At 49.9% G+C, this 15,664-nt stretch carries 13 protein-coding genes and 1 tRNA gene; all 14 read right to left on the bottom strand.

The window, feature by feature from the left end; translation table 11 throughout:
* Positions 1 to 251, bottom strand: a 251-nt coding sequence (locus tag ABEA14_RS16260) for a GTP-binding protein (RefSeq protein ID WP_345341360.1), incomplete at its 3' end; no start/stop codon positions are given.
* Between the two features lie 67 nt (positions 252 to 318).
* The gene (fusA, locus tag ABEA14_RS16255) at positions 319 to 2,421 is read right to left on the bottom strand and encodes an elongation factor G (protein WP_345341404.1); all 2,103 of its coding nucleotides are present in this window, start codon (positions 2,419 to 2,421) and stop codon (positions 319 to 321) included.
* A gap of 80 nt (positions 2,422 to 2,501) precedes the next feature.
* Positions 2,502 to 2,972 carry a 30S ribosomal protein S7 gene (gene rpsG, locus ABEA14_RS16250; RefSeq protein ID WP_345341401.1) on the bottom strand — a complete coding sequence of 157 codons (471 nt, stop codon included), beginning with the start codon at positions 2,970 to 2,972 and terminating at the stop codon, positions 2,502 to 2,504.
* 74 nt (positions 2,973 to 3,046) lie between these two features.
* Complete coding sequence (gene rpsL, locus ABEA14_RS16245; RefSeq protein WP_345341399.1) at positions 3,047 to 3,421, bottom strand: 30S ribosomal protein S12; 375 nt, start codon at positions 3,419 to 3,421, stop codon at positions 3,047 to 3,049.
* A gap of 125 nt (positions 3,422 to 3,546) precedes the next feature.
* Positions 3,547 to 7,728 carry a DNA-directed RNA polymerase subunit beta' gene (gene rpoC, locus ABEA14_RS16240; RefSeq protein ID WP_345341397.1) on the bottom strand — a complete coding sequence of 1,394 codons (4,182 nt, stop codon included), beginning with the start codon at positions 7,726 to 7,728 and terminating at the stop codon, positions 3,547 to 3,549.
* 82 nt (positions 7,729 to 7,810) lie between these two features.
* Entirely contained in the window at positions 7,811 to 11,839 is a 4,029-nt protein-coding gene (rpoB, locus tag ABEA14_RS16235) for a DNA-directed RNA polymerase subunit beta (protein ID WP_345341393.1), read from the bottom strand.
* 202 nt (positions 11,840 to 12,041) lie between these two features.
* Positions 12,042 to 12,410, bottom strand: a complete 369-nt coding sequence (rplL, locus tag ABEA14_RS16230; RefSeq protein ID WP_345341391.1) for a 50S ribosomal protein L7/L12 — start codon at positions 12,408 to 12,410, stop codon at positions 12,042 to 12,044.
* 69 nt (positions 12,411 to 12,479) lie between these two features.
* Positions 12,480 to 12,974, bottom strand: a complete 495-nt coding sequence (rplJ, locus tag ABEA14_RS16225; RefSeq protein WP_345341389.1) for a 50S ribosomal protein L10 — start codon at positions 12,972 to 12,974, stop codon at positions 12,480 to 12,482.
* A 257-nt stretch (positions 12,975 to 13,231) separates the two neighbouring features.
* Positions 13,232 to 13,927, bottom strand: a complete 696-nt coding sequence (gene rplA / locus ABEA14_RS16220) for a 50S ribosomal protein L1 (RefSeq protein WP_345341387.1) — start codon at positions 13,925 to 13,927, stop codon at positions 13,232 to 13,234.
* A gap of 3 nt (positions 13,928 to 13,930) precedes the next feature.
* Complete coding sequence (gene rplK / locus ABEA14_RS16215) at positions 13,931 to 14,359, bottom strand: 50S ribosomal protein L11 (protein WP_345341385.1); 429 nt, start codon at positions 14,357 to 14,359, stop codon at positions 13,931 to 13,933.
* Positions 14,360 to 14,473: 114 nt separating this feature from the next.
* Complete coding sequence (gene nusG / locus ABEA14_RS16210) at positions 14,474 to 15,001, bottom strand: transcription termination/antitermination protein NusG (protein ID WP_377776163.1); 528 nt, start codon at positions 14,999 to 15,001, stop codon at positions 14,474 to 14,476.
* Positions 15,002 to 15,014: 13 nt separating this feature from the next.
* Positions 15,015 to 15,392, bottom strand: coding sequence for a preprotein translocase subunit SecE (gene secE, locus ABEA14_RS16205; RefSeq protein WP_345341381.1), 378 nt, complete (start codon positions 15,390 to 15,392; stop codon positions 15,015 to 15,017).
* Positions 15,393 to 15,463: 71 nt separating this feature from the next.
* Positions 15,464 to 15,540: transfer RNA gene (locus ABEA14_RS16200), tRNA-Trp, on the bottom strand.
* A 50-nt stretch (positions 15,541 to 15,590) separates the two neighbouring features.
* Positions 15,591 to 15,664, bottom strand: a 74-nt coding sequence (locus ABEA14_RS16195) for an EF-Tu C-terminal domain-related protein (protein WP_202814033.1), incomplete at its 5' end; no start/stop codon positions are given.

Below are 15,664 nucleotides of genomic sequence, written 5' to 3'. Positions count from 1 at the left end.
CCAGGACAGTCAACGTGCGCGTAGTGGCGAGTTGGCGTGTCATATTCAACGTGAGAAGTTGCGATGGTGATACCACGCTCACGTTCTTCTGGGGCGTTATCGATCTGATCGAATGCTTGCGCTGTACCACCGTATACTTTAGCAAGTACGTTGGTGATGGCTGCTGTCAGAGTCGTTTTACCGTGGTCAACGTGACCGATTGTGCCTACGTTAACGTGCGGTTTCGTACGTTCAAACTTTTCTTTTGCCACTTTACTTTCCTTCCGAGTAAGAATTAGGCCCGGTCCAAATAGTGACCGGGACCAGACCTTTAAAATACTACCGGCGTGCTTCGATGATGCTGCTCGCAACGTTTCCTGGTACTTCGGCGTACTTCAGAAACTCCATCGAATAAGATGCACGACCTTGAGTTTGTGAACGCAAATCAGTTGCGTATCCGAACATTTCAGACAGAGGTACAACAGCACGTACAAGTTTAACACCTGCCACACCATCTTCCATGCCTTCAATCATGCCGCGACGACGGTTCAAATCACCAACCACGTCACCCATGAAATCTTCCGGAGTCGTCACCTCGACCTTCATCACAGGCTCAAGAAGAACAGCACCGGCGTCAACAGCACCCTGTTTAAAGGCCATTGAACCGGCAATCTTAAATGCCATTTCAGAAGAGTCAACATCATGATAAGAACCATCGTACAGCGTACACTTGACGCCAAGTACAGGATAACCAGCCAGAACACCGTTCTGCATCTGTTCCTGCACCCCTTTGTCAACGGCTGGGATGTATTCTTTAGGTACCACACCACCTACGATTTCATTAACGAATTCATAGGTTTCTTCTTCTTCAATCGACATAGGCTCAAGCTTGAGCCAGACGTGACCAAACTGACCACGACCGCCAGATTGACGAACAAACTTACCTTCAACTTCCACTGACTTACGGATAGTTTCACGGTAAGCAACCTGGGGTTTACCTACGTTACACTCAACGCTGAATTCGCGTTTCATGCGATCAACAATGATGTCCAGGTGCAGTTCGCCCATACCGGAGATGATGGTTTGACCTGATTCTTCATCCGTGTGAACACGGAATGAGGGGTCTTCTGCTGCCAGTTTACCCAGCGCAATACCCATCTTCTCCTGGTCAGCCTTAGTTCTAGGCTCAACCGCGACGGAGATTACCGGCTCAGGGAACTCCATACGCTCCAGAATCACTTTGTGATTGGAATCGCATAGGGTGTCACCCGTGGTTACATCTTTGAGGCCAATAGCCGCAGCGATGTCACCGGCACGAACTTCTTTGATCTCTTTTCGATCTTTCGAATGCATCTGCACGATACGACCGAAACGTTCACGTTTGTCTTTAACCGAGTTGTAAACCGCATCGCCGGTGTTAACCACACCCGAGTAAACCCGGAAGAAAGTTAACGTACCCACGAACGGATCAGTTGCGATCTTAAATGCCAAAGCAGAGAAAGGCGCATTGTCGTCCGCAGGACGCTCAACCTCGTTCTCTTTCTCATCGATACCCTTAATGGCAGGAACATCGACTGGTGCAGGCATGAAGTCAATCACGGCATCCAACACTGCCTGTACGCCTTTATTCTTAAAGGCAGAACCACAGGTTGCTGGTACAATTTCGTTGGCCAGAGTACGAGTACGCAAGCCTGCCTTGATCTCTTCTTCGCTCAGCTCACCCTCTTCGAGATACTTATCCATCATCTCTTCAGAGGCTTCTGCTGCGGCTTCAACCATCTTTTCACGGTATTCATCAGCCAGATCCTGGAGATCCGCTGGAATATCTTCGTAACTGAAAGTCATACCCTGGTCGTCTTCGTTCCAGTTAATGGCTTTCATCTTGATCAGGTCGATAACGCCTTTGAATTCATCTTCAGCGCCAATGTTGAGCTGAATAGGAATAGGCGTTGCGCCGAGGCGATCTTCAATCTGTTTTACAACACGGAGGAAATCGGCACCGGCACGGTCCATCTTGTTGACGAACACCATGCGCGGTACATGATACTTGTCGGCTTGACGCCATACCGTTTCGGACTGAGGTTCAACACCGGAGGCACCACAGAAAACAACAACGGCACCGTCAAGTACACGCAGGGAACGCTCTACCTCAATGGTAAAGTCCACGTGTCCGGGGGTGTCGATGATGTTGATGCGATGCTCAGGGAATTGCGCTTCCATACCACGCCAAAACGTGGTGGTCGCTGCAGACGTGATAGTAATACCACGCTCCTGCTCCTGTTCCATCCAGTCCATGGTCGCTGCACCGTCATGCACCTCACCTATCTTGTGTGACAGGCCAGTGTAGAACAGTACACGCTCGGTAGTGGTCGTTTTACCAGCATCAACGTGAGCACAGATACCGATATTACGATAGCGCTCAATGGGGGTTGTACGAGCCATGATTTCCTCTTAGCTAAGAGCGAGTGTCTTAGCAAAAAATACGTAAAGCGTGCGCCCTTTCGGGCGCACGCCAAGCGCAATTACCAGCGATAGTGAGCAAACGCTTTGTTTGCTTCAGCCATGCGGTGAACGTCTTCACGCTTTTTAACTGCAGAGCCTTTGTTCTCAGCAGCATCAGCCAATTCGCCAGCCAGGCGCTTAGCCATAGATTTTTCGCCACGCTTACGCGCAGCCTCAACTAACCAACGCATCGCAAGAGTGTTACGACGAACTGGGCGTACTTCAACTGGTACCTGGTAAGTTGAACCACCTACACGGCGGCTTTTAACTTCCACAGTTGGGCGTACGTTATCCAGTGCAACTTCGAAAACATCCAGCGGTGCTTTACCAGATTTTTCAGCGGCAGCTTCTAGAGCGCCATATACGATTTTCTCGGCGATAGACTTCTTACCGTCGAGCATTACTACGTTTACGAACTTAGTAATGATTTCACTTCCGAACTTTGGATCAGGCAGAACTTTACGCTGCCCTACAACGCGTCTTCTTGGCATTGCTATATCTCCGTTTGATTCAGGAATATCCCAAAACGTTAAATTTAGTGTTTGGCCTTACTAACGGAGAACCGTTAAGACTTAGGCCGCTTAGCGCCGTACTTAGAACGACCTTGACGACGGTCGCTAACGCCAGCGGTATCAAGCGCACCACGTACAGTGTGATAGCGAACACCTGGCAAGTCTTTTACACGACCGCCACGGATCAGAACAACACTGTGCTCCTGAAGGTTGTGACCTTCACCGCCGATGTACGAAGTAACTTCGAAACCATTTGTCAGACGAACACGACATACTTTACGCAATGCTGAGTTCGGCTTCTTAGGTGTGGTGGTGTATACACGAGTGCACACGCCACGCTTTTGAGGGCACGCTTCCAGCGCAGGCACGTTGCTTTTCACAACAGGCTTTTTACGCGGCTTACGTACCAACTGATTAATAGTTGCCATTAATAGGCTCCTGGCTAGTTGAGTATTACTAAAAACGAAAAATCCGGCCCCTACTATGAGAGGCCGGAGGATTTTATTGAGCAGATTTTAAGCTGTCAAGTCCAGAGTCGAACTTGACCCGCTTATTACTCCTCGTCGCCAGACAGATCTTCTGCGTTCAACGCATCTGTCAGGGCTTTTTCTGCTTCGTCTGCACTCACCTGAGGCAGACCCACTTCGGCTTCAGTACGCTTGCGCTGACGCTCGGTGTGGTAAGCGAAACCAGTACCTGCAGGGATCAGACGACCAACAATCACGTTCTCTTTCAGACCGCGTAGTTGATCCATCTTGCCCGATACTGCAGCTTCGGTAAGAACGCGGGTAGTTTCCTGGAACGATGCGGCTGAGATAAATGACTCAGTCGACAGCGACGCTTTGGTAATACCCAGTAACTCGTTCTCATACTTCGCCGGCATCTTGCCTTGCGCTTCCAGTTCGCGGTTAGCGATCTTAACGCGAGACACTTCCATCTGTTCGCCTGGCAGGAACTCTGAATCACCGGCTTCCAGGATGGTGCACTTACGCAGCATCTGGCGAATAATCGCTTCGATGTGCTTATCGTTAATTTTTACACCCTGCAGACGGTAAACGTCCTGCACTTCGTTAACGATGTAGTTAGATACCGCACGGATACCACGTACACGAAGGATGTCATGTGGTGACTCAGGACCATCAGCAATCACTTCGCCACGTTCTACACGCTCACCTTCGAACACGTTGAGCTGACGCCATTTCGGAATCATCTCTTCATACGGTTCGCCAGTTTCATCTTGCGTGATGATCAGACGACGCTTGCCTTTGGTCTCTTTACCAAATGATACAACACCGCTGACTTCTGCCAGGATAGCAGGGTCTTTTGGCTTACGCGCTTCGAACAAGTCAGCTACGCGTGGCAGACCACCGGTAATATCACGTGTCTTCGAAGATTCCTGAGGAATACGTGCCAGCACATCACCCGGTTGAAGTTCCTGACCATCAGCAACATCGATCGAGGTAAAGCTTGGCAGTTTCACTTCCTGCAAGTCGCCGTTTTCAGACTTAAGGATCAGCTTCGGCTCTTTTGCGTTCGCTTTCGCCAGGTCTTTAACTACAACACGGGTCAAACCGGTCAGGTCATCGGTCTGTTTCTCAGTGTTGCTGTCATCAACATCACTGAATTGAACAGTTACCGGACGCTCGGTGATCATTGGGTGCGAGTGCGGATCCCAAGTCGCGACAATGTCGTTACCTGATACCTTGTCACCATCATTGATAGACAAGATGGCACCGTAAGGCACTTTATAGCGCTCTTTCTCACGGCCAAGCTCGTCAATAACTGCCACTTCAGATGAACGAGACGTAATGACGATCTTGCCATCAGTGTTGACTACGAACTTAGCGTTGTGCAGCTTGATGCTACCGTCGTTTTTAACCTGAACGCTGTTTTCTGCAGACGCACGAGATGCCGCACCACCAATGTGGAAGGTACGCATCGTCAGCTGTGTACCTGGCTCACCAATTGACTGAGCAGCAACAACACCCACTGCTTCACCATGGTTAATCAGGTGACCACGTGCCAGGTCACGACCGTAACAGTAAGCACAGACACCGTGGTCATTGTCACAGGTAATAACAGAGCGAACTTCTACTTCGTCAACTTTGTATTCTTCGAGGATGTCACACTCAGCTTCGTGAAGAAGAGTGTTACGTGCCATCAGTACTTCATCTTCTGTACCTGGCTTGATTACATCCTGTGCCAATACACGGCCCAATACACGCTCACGCAGCGGCTCAACCACGTCACCACCTTCAATCAGTGGCTTCATAGTGACACCCGTCTCAGTACCACAGTCATCACCGATGATGACCATATCCTGAGCTACGTCTACCAGACGACGAGTCAGATAACCTGAGTTCGCTGTCTTCAATGCGGTATCGGCCAAACCTTTACGAGCACCGTGAGTCGAGATAAAGTACTGAAGTACGTTCAGACCCTCACGGAAGTTCGCAGTAATTGGCGTTTCAATAATTGAACCATCCGGCTTCGCCATCAGACCACGCATCGCTGCAAGCTGACGGATCTGAGCAGCACTACCACGTGCACCGGAGTCGGCCATCATGTAGATACTGTTAAAAGACGGTTGCTCTTCTTCTTTACCTTCGCGGTTAATCACCACGTCAGTCTTCAGGTTATCCATCATCGCTTTCGACAGTTTTTCGTTTGCCGACGTCCAGATATCAATAACCTTGTTATATTTTTCACCCGCAGTCACAAGACCGTTGTCAAACTGATGCTGGATCTCAGACACTTCTGCGTCTGCATCGGCAATGATCTCGGTTTTCGCTGCTGGGATTTCCATATCATCAACACCGACAGACGTACCTGACAGCATGGCGTAATGGAAACCTGTGTACATCAGTTGGTCAGCAAAGATAACTGTATCTTTCAGACCCAACTCACGGTAACAAGCATTCAGCAAACGCGAAATCTGCTTCTTACCCATTGGCTGGTCAATCAGCTCAAATGGCAGGCCTTTCGGTACCACGTTATAGAACATGGCACGACCAATCGTGGTGTCTTTCACCGAAGTATTGGCGACAAACTCGCCATCTTCAGTCTTCTGATACTCAGTAACTCGGACCTTTACACGCGCATGGATAGACGCATCACCCGTACGGAATACTTTTTCAGCTTCCTGAGAACCGGTTAGCAACATGCCCTCGCCTTTCGCGTTTACCGCTTCACGAGTCATGTAGTAGAGACCCAATACAACGTCCTGTGAAGGAACGATGATAGGCTCACCGTTGGCTGGCGACAGAATGTTGTTTGACGCCATCATCAGGGCACGGGCTTCAAGCTGTGCTTCCAGTGTCAGCGGTACGTGTACCGCCATTTGGTCACCATCGAAGTCAGCGTTATACGCTGCACAAACCAGTGGGTGCAGTTGGATCGCTTTACCTTCAATCAGTACTGGCTCAAATGCCTGAATACCCAAACGGTGCAATGTTGGTGCACGGTTCAACAGGACTGGGTGTTCACGAATAACGTGATCAAGTACGTCCCAAACTTCCGGCACTTCACGCTCAACCATCTTCTTCGCAGCTTTGATGGTTGTTGCCAGGCCACGTGCTTCCAGCTTGCCGTAGATGAATGGCTTGAACAGTTCCAGAGCCATCTTCTTAGGCAGACCACACTGATGCAGTTTCAGTGTTGGACCAACAGTAATTACAGAACGACCTGAGTAGTCAACACGCTTACCAAGCAGGTTCTGACGGAAACGACCTTGCTTACCTTTGATCATGTCAGCCAAAGATTTCAGAGGACGTTTGTTTGAGCCTGTGATAGCACGACCACGACGGCCGTTATCCAGCAATGCGTCTACCGCTTCCTGCAACATACGCTTTTCGTTACGTACGATGATGTCAGGTGCAGCCAGATCCAACAGGCGCTTCAGACGATTGTTACGGTTGATCACGCGACGATAGAGGTCGTTAAGATCAGAAGTCGCGAAACGGCCACCGTCCAGAGGAACCAGTGGACGTAGATCTGGTGGCAGTACTGGCAGTACTGTCATGATCATCCACTGTGGATCGTTACCTGAGTGCAGGAACGCTTCCATCAGCTTCAGACGCTTGGTGACCTTCTTACGCTTGGTTTCAGAAGTAACAGAAGCCAGCTCTTCGCGCATCGCTTCTACTTCTGGACCCACTTCGATTTCTGACAGCAGCTCTTTAACTGCTTCAGCACCCATCTTGGCTTCAAATTCGTCACCGAACTCTTCCAATGCATCCAGGTACTGCTCTTCAGTCAGCAGAGAACCACGCTCAAGCGTAGTCATACCTGGCTCTGTAACCACATAGGATTCGAAGTACAGTACGCGCTCGATATCACGCAGCGTCATATCCAGCATCAAACCGATACGGGAAGGCAGTGACTTCAGGAACCAGATGTGTGCGACTGGGCTGGCCAATTCGATGTGAGCCATACGCTCACGACGCACCTTGGTCAGCGTAACTTCAACGCCACACTTCTCACAGATCACACCACGGTGCTTGAGGCGCTTATATTTGCCACACAAACACTCGTAGTCCTTGACCGGACCAAAGATACGCGCACAGAACAAGCCATCACGTTCAGGCTTGAATGTACGATAGTTAATTGTCTCAGGCTTTTTCACTTCGCCGTAAGACCAGCTGCGGATCATGTCTGGAGAGGCCAGGCCGATTTTGATGCCATCGAACTCTTCAGTTTTGCCCTGCTGCTTTAGAAACTTGAGTAAGTCTTTCACTTTCTCTCTCCTGTCGGAGTGATTTACATCGGGGGCGCTAAGCGCCCCCTCGCGCGTTTATTACTTCAGACTCAGCGGCCTGTTATTCCTCTTCCAACTCAATGTTGATACCCAGAGAGCGGATCTCTTTGAGTAGTACATTGAAGGATTCAGGCATTCCAGGCTCCATCCGATGGTCGCCATCCACGATGTTCTTATACATCTTGGTACGGCCATTCACGTCATCAGACTTCACAGTGAGCATTTCCTGCAGTGTATAAGCGGCACCATAAGCTTCCAGTGCCCACACTTCCATCTCACCGAAGCGCTGACCACCGAACTGAGCCTTACCACCCAGCGGCTGCTGAGTAACCAGGCTGTAAGAACCGGTGGAACGCGCGTGCATCTTGTCATCAACCAGGTGGTTCAGCTTGAGCATGTACATGTAACCCACGGTTACCTTACGCTCAAACTCATTACCGGTACGACCGTCGTGCAGCGTGATCTGACCGCTACGTGGGATTCCACCCAGCTCCAGCAGGTCTTTGATCTCGCTCTCTTTGGCGCCGTCAAACACTGGTGTCGCAACTGGCAGACCTGCACGCAGGTTCTCGGCCAAACGCTTCACTTCGTGATCAGAGAAGTTGTCGATATCAACTTCCTGCAATACGTCACCCAGGGTGTAACACTTCTTCAAGAAGTCACGCAGTTCTGCTACTTCGCGCTGGTCTTTGATCATTGCGTCGATACGACGACCAATACCTTTAGCAGCCATACCCAGGTGAGTTTCCAGGATCTGACCGATGTTCATACGCGAAGGTACACCCAGCGGGTTCAATACGATATCGACCGGCTCGCCGTTCTCGTCGTAAGGCATATCTTCAACAGGAACAATGGTAGAGATAACACCCTTGTTACCATGACGACCCGCCATCTTGTCACCAGGCTGAATACGGCGTTTAACTGCAAGGTAAACCTTAACAATCTTAAGTACACCAGGCGCCAGATCATCACCTTGGGTGATCTTGCGACGCTTAACTTCGAACTTCTTGTCGAACTCTTTCTTCAGCTCTTCGTACTGCTCAGCGATCTGCTCAAGGGCTTGCTGTGCTTCTTCATCTTTCAGAGATTGAGTCAGCAGACGCTCACCATCGATGCTTTCCAGCTTGTCTTCGCTGAAGCCGTTAGCCAGCAGAAGTGCACGAGCACGATCAAACAGGCCACGCTCGAAGATTGCCAGCTCATCACCAAGGTCTTTCTTAACCTCTTTCAGCTGCATCTCTTCGATTTCGAGCGCACGTTTATCTTTCTCTACGCCATCACGGGTAAACACCTGAACGTCGATTACAGTACCTGATACTGCGTTTGGTACACGCAGCGAGGTGTCTTTAACGTCAGACGCTTTTTCACCGAAGATTGCACGTAACAGTTTCTCTTCTGGTGTCAGCTGAGTTTCGCCTTTAGGCGTTACTTTACCTACCAGAATATCGCCGCCTTTCACTTCGGCACCGATGTAAACAACACCAGATTCATCCAGCTTAGACAGAGCCGCTTCACCCACGTTAGGGATATCTGCAGTAATCTCTTCTGGACCTAACTTGGTGTCACGAGCGATACAGGAAAGCTCCTGAATGTGGATCGTGGTGAAACGATCTTCTTCAGCAACACGCTCAGAGATAAGGATTGAATCCTCGAAGTTGTATCCGTTCCAAGGCATGAAGGCTACGCGCATGTTCTGACCCAGGGCCAATTCACCCAAGTCAGTTGATGGGCCATCAGCCAACACGTCACCACGAACAATAGGATCACCTACGCTCACTACCGGGCGCTGGTTGATACAGGTGTTCTGGTTAGAACGGGTGTACTTCATCAGGTTGTAGATATCGATACCCGCTTCGCCTGGTACCAACTCATCTTCATCAACCTTAATTACGATACGGCTGGCGTCGCAGTAAGAAACAAAACCGCCACGCTTAGCTACCGCTGTTACACCTGAGTCAACAGCTACAGCTTTCTCCATACCGGTACCAACCAGCGGCTTATCAGCACGCAGTGTAGGTACAGCCTGACGTTGCATGTTAGAACCCATCAATGCACGGTTCGCATCATCGTGCTCGAGGAATGGGATCAAAGATGCCGCCACAGATACAATCTGTTGTGGAGAAACGTCCATATATTGGATCGTTTCAGGTGAAGTCAGGATAGATTCACCACGGTGACGTGCAGTCACCAGCTCATCGACAAACTGACCTTTCTCATCAAGGTCTGAGTTAGCCTGAGCAATGGTGTACTGGCCTTCTTCAATCGCTGACAGGTAATCAACTTCAGCAGTCACTTCACCATCGACTACACGGCGATACGGTGTTTCGAGGAAACCGTATTCGTTAGTACGTGCATAACAAGACAGTGAGTTAATCAGACCAATGTTTGGACCTTCAGGGGTCTCAATCGGACATACACGACCGTAGTGAGTAGGGTGTACGTCACGTACTTCAAAGCCTGCACGCTCACGGGTCAAACCGCCCGGGCCAAGTGCCGAGATACGGCGCTTGTGCGTTACTTCTGACAGCGGGTTGTTCTGGTCCATAAATTGAGACAGTTGGCTCGAACCGAAGAACTCTTTAACCGCAGCAGAGATAGGCTTGGCGTTGATCAGGTCCTGAGGCATCAGCTGATCCAAGTCACCCAGACTCAGACGCTCTTTCACAGCACGCTCAACACGTACCAAGCCGATGCGGAACTGGTTTTCAGCCATTTCACCAACTGAACGGATACGACGGTTGCCCAAGTGGTCGATATCATCGACATCATCAGCACCGTTACGGATCTCGATCAGCTTCTTCATCACTTCGATGATATCTTGGTGCTCCAGTGTACCTGGGCCAGTGATTTCATCGCGGTGCAAACGGCTGTTGAACTTCATACGACCAACCGCAGACAGGTCATAGCGGTCATCAGAGAAGAACAGGTTCTGGAATAGCGCTTCTGCAGCATCACGCGTTGGTGGCTCACCAGGGCGCATCATGCGGTAGATCTCTACCAAAGCTTCCATACGGTTGGTTGATGGATCGATACGCAGGGTTTCCGACATGTACGGGCCCTGATCCAACTCGTTGGTGTAGAGTATTTCGAACTTTTTCACGCCTGCTTCTGCAAGCGCTGCGACAGTTTCAAGCGTCAGTTCAGCGTTGGCATCAGCAATAACTTCGCCGGTGTCTTTGTTCACGTGCGCTTTGGCCAGCACTTTACCTACCAAGTATTCGTGCGGAACTTCAAACTCGTTGATTTCCTGCTTGGTAAGGGTACGAATGTGCTTAGCGGTAATACGGCGGTCTTTTTCAACCAACACATTACCTTCACCGTCTTTCACATCAAAAGCGGCGATTTCACCACGCAGGCGCTCAGGCGAGATCTGCATGATGATTTTGTTACGCTTGATCTGTACTTCCGTAGTTTCGAAGAACATCCCAAGAATATCTTCCGTGCCGTAGTCCAGCGCGCGCAGGATAATTGACGCAGGCAGCTTACGACGACGGTCAATACGGACAAACAGGTTATCTTTCGGGTCAAACTCAAAGTCCAACCAAGAACCACGGTATGGAATAACACGTGCGTTATAGAGCACCTTACCAGAAGAGTGCGTCTTACCTTTGTCATGATCGAAGAATACGCCCGGGCTACGATGTAGCTGGGAAACGATCACACGCTCGGTGCCGTTGATTACAAAAGTACCGTTATCAGTCATCAATGGGATTTCGCCCATGTAGACTTCTTGCTCTTTGATATCTTTTACTGTGCCTGCCGGTGCGTCCTTATCGTACAGGACCAAACGCAGCTTCACTCGAAGTGGAGCTGAGTAAGTCACACCACGGATTTGACACTCTTTGACATCGAATACCGGCTCACCCAGTCTGTAGCTAACATACTGTAGCTCTGAGTAGCCTGAATAACTGGCAATAGGGAATACGGAACGAAACGCCGCTTCCAGACCATAATTCCCCTCTGCATCCATCTCAATGAACTTACTGAATGAGTCCAACTGGATTGACAGGAGGTAAGGAATGTCGAGAACTTGTGGACGTTTACCAAAGTCCTTACGAATTCGCTTCTTCTCGGTATAGGAGTAAACCATGGGGTTCCTCAGCTCGCGGAATATTGACCCGACTCTGTCTTAACGACAGTCTCTGCATCCACCGTTTGTATTTGGCGATAAATCGCCTGCGCTCAGACAGTAATTTACGGTGGAAAATTACTGACCGCCTACAGCGCAAAAAGGCCGGAGACCCCGCGGTCTCCAGCCCATAGCCTTTTCAGGCTAGCTTTGTAAGCTAGGCTTACTTAAGCTCAACAGTTGCACCAGCTTCTTCAAGAGCCGCCTTCAATGCTTCTGCTTCTTCTTTCTCAACGCCTTCCTTAATTGGAGCAGGTGCGCCGTCTACAACGCCCTTGGCTTCTTTCAGGCCAAGACCAGTTGCGCCACGTACTGCTTTAATTACAGCAACTTTGTTGCCGCCAACGCTAGCAAGGATTACGTCAAATTCAGTCTGCTCAGCAGCACCGCCACCTTCACCAGGTGCAGCAGCAACAACAGCAGCAGCGGCAGTTACGCCGAACTTTTCTTCCATCGCTTCAATCAGTTCAACAACGTCTTTAACAGACATTTCAGCAACTGCGTCGATGATTTGATCTTTAGTCAGTGACATGATTCTCTATCCTAAAACATCTGAGCCTAAGCTCAAAAATCGTATTTTAAAAAGAAGGGCCTGCTTGGATTAAGCAGCTTCGCCTTCCAGCTTGTCGCGAAGCGCAGCAAGGGTCTTAACCAGCTTGCCAGCAGAAGCTTCTTTCAGAACGCTCAATAGACGTGCAACTGCTTCGTCGTATGTAGGCAGAGTTGCCAGTACACCCGCGTCAACAATTTCACCTTCAAATGCAGCGGCTTTAACTTCAAACTTGTCTTCTTCTTTTGCGAACTCTTTGAACAAACGTGCAGCTGCACCTGGATGTTCGTTAGAGAAAGCAATCAGAGTAGGACCAGTGAAGGTATCTACCAAACACTCGTAATCAGTGCCTTGAACCGCGCGACGTGCCAGGGTGTTACGTACTACACGCATGTAAACACCTTCAGCACGCGCTTTTGCGCGCAGCGCAGTAATTGCGCCTACTTCAACACCACGAGAGTCTGCTACTACTGCAGATTGAGCGCCTTTGGCAGCCTCGTTGACTTCAGCGACGATGGCTTTTTTGTCGTCGAGTTTCAGTGCCATTGGCTTAAACTCCTGGTTTTCACCGGAAAATCCGGCTCGTCATACAACCTCAACAAATGTGAGGCACCTTATAAGGTGTACAACCAGGAGTGCAGAATTTTGCTCCTGGGTTGACACCATCTGCGTAGGCAAATAATTAAGTCTTAGCTTTCACCAAAACACCTACGGTCTTGGATGGAGGCGCAAAGCGCCCCAACCCGTGCGAAGCCGAACATTATAAGATGCTCGTCTCCGCGATGTCCAGAGTCTGGCGGCGCTTAGCGCTCCAGAGAACCCTGGTCAATCGCAACACCCGCACCCATGGTGGTAGACAGGCTAACCTTGGCGATGTACTGACCTTTAGCTGAAGCAGGCTTAGCCTTCTTCAGAGCAGCCAGCAATGCTTCCAGGTTCTCTTTCAGCTTATCTTCGCTGAAATCTACCTTACCGATTGTGGAGTGGATGATACCGTTCTTGTCGTTGCGGTAACGAACCTGACCAGCTTTAGCGTTTTTAACTGCTTCAGCTACGTTAGGAGTTACAGTGCCGGTCTTAGGGTTAGGCATCAGGCCACGAGGACCTAAGATTTGACCCAATTGACCAACAACGCGCATTGCGTCTGGAGAAGCAACAACAACGTCGAAGTTCATTTCGCCAGCTTTAACCTGCGCAGCCAGATCGTCCATACCTACCAGGTCGGCACCAGCTTCTTTAGCAGCTTCAGCGTTAGCGCCCTGAGTGAAAACAGCTACGCGAACGTCACGACCAGTACCGTGTGGCAGTACAGTTGCACCACGTACGTTTTGGTCAGATTTACGAGCGTCAATACCCAGGTTTACAGCAGCGTCTACACTCTCAACGAACTTGGCAGTCGCCAGTTCTTTCAGCAGTGCAACCGCTTCGTTGATTTCGTACTCTTTAGTAGCGTCAACTTTTTCGCGAATAGTACGCAGGCGCTTAGATAGTTTAGCCATCGATTAGCCCTCCACATTCAGGCCCATCGCACGGGCAGATCCAGCAATACAACGAACCATCGCGTCCAAATCAGCACCGGTCAGGTCAACTTCTTTGGTTTTAGCGATCTCTTCTAACTGAGCGCGAGTAACGGTACCCACTTTCTCAGTGTTAGGACGACCAGAGCCAGACTTGATGCCAGCAGCCTTCTTCAGAAGGTAAGATGCTGGTGGAGTCTTAGTCTCGAAAGTGAAAGAACGGTCGTTATAAACAGTGATAACTACAGGTACTGGTGCACCTTTCTCAATAGAATCTGTTTTTGCGTTGAACGCTTTACAGAATTCCATGATGTTAACACCGTGCTGACCCAGTGCCGGACCTACCGGAGGACTAGGGTTAGCCATACCGGCTGCAACTTGCAGCTTGATATATGCTTCGACTTTTTTAGCCATTTTGAGCTTCCTCTTTACGGGTGCAAACGCCTTTTTAGGGCTCCCCATCGATTTAAGGGCAGCGGATTATATAGTGACCCGCTGCCCTTTACAATAAATCTGCTGAATTTTTGATCAGGATTTTTCGACTTGTACGAATTCCAGTTCTACAGGTGTAGAGCGACCGAAGATAAGTACTGAGACTTTTACGCGGCTCTTTTCGTAGTCAACCTCTTCAACTACACCATTGAAGTCCGCAAAAGGTCCGTCGATAACACGAACCACTTCACCCACTTCAAACAGCGTCTTAGGTGTAGGCTGATCAACATTGTCTTCCAGACGTTGCAAGATAGCGTTCGCTTCTTTGTCTGTAATCGGCGCAGGACGGTCACTGGTTCCACCAATGAAACCAAGTACACGTGGTACATCACGTACCAGGTGCCAGCTGTCATCGTTCATGATCATCTGGACAAGCACGTAACCAGGGAAGAACTTACGCTCACTGCGACGCTTCTGCCCGGCACGCATCTCGATCACCTCTTCGGTAGGTACCAGGACCTCACCAAACAGATGCTCCATGTCGTGCATCTTGATGTGTTCTTTGAGTGATTGGGCAACTCGGCCTTCAAAGCCAGAAAATGCCTGTACTACGTACCAACGCATTTTGTCAGACATATTAGATACTCACCCCAGTAAAGAATGCGACCAGACGAACCATGATGCCGTCCAAGCCCCACAATACAAGCGACATTACTACAACCGCAGCGAAAACAATCAGAGTGGTGTGAACAGCTTCCTGGCGAGTCGGCCAGACAACTTTTTTCACTTCGACCCTGGATTCCTTAGCGAATACCAGTGCGTTGCGGCCCTTCTCAGTTTGAAGAGCAATCAATGCAGCAACGGCAACGGCAACCACTACGGCTCCGGCACGAACCAGGACTGACTGTTCAGCGAAGAAGTAGTTACCTACGACCGCTGCGATAAGAATGGCGAAAACGACCAGCCACTTAACGCTGTCAAGTCCACTGCTCTGGGTTTCTGTGTTTGCGTTCATACACCAACCTTGCATCCATCTAAAGACGCAACAACCCCGCTATAAAAAAGCGAGGTTATTGCTAAAAAATCTGGCAGGGGTGGAGGGACTCGAACCCCCAACCATCGGTTTTGGAGACCGCTGTTCTACCAATTGGAACTACACCCCTAAAAACAAGAGCCCGTTACCTCGGGCCCTTGTCAAAACTTAGATTATCGATTACTCGATGATCTTAGCAACAACACCGGCGCCTACTGTACGGCCACCTTCACGGATCGCGAAACGCAGACCTT

Source organism: Corallincola platygyrae, from assembly GCF_039544265.1.
Lineage (GTDB): Bacteria > Pseudomonadota > Gammaproteobacteria > Enterobacterales > Neiellaceae > Corallincola > Corallincola platygyrae.
This window is presented reverse-complemented; position numbering and strand designations above follow the sequence as displayed.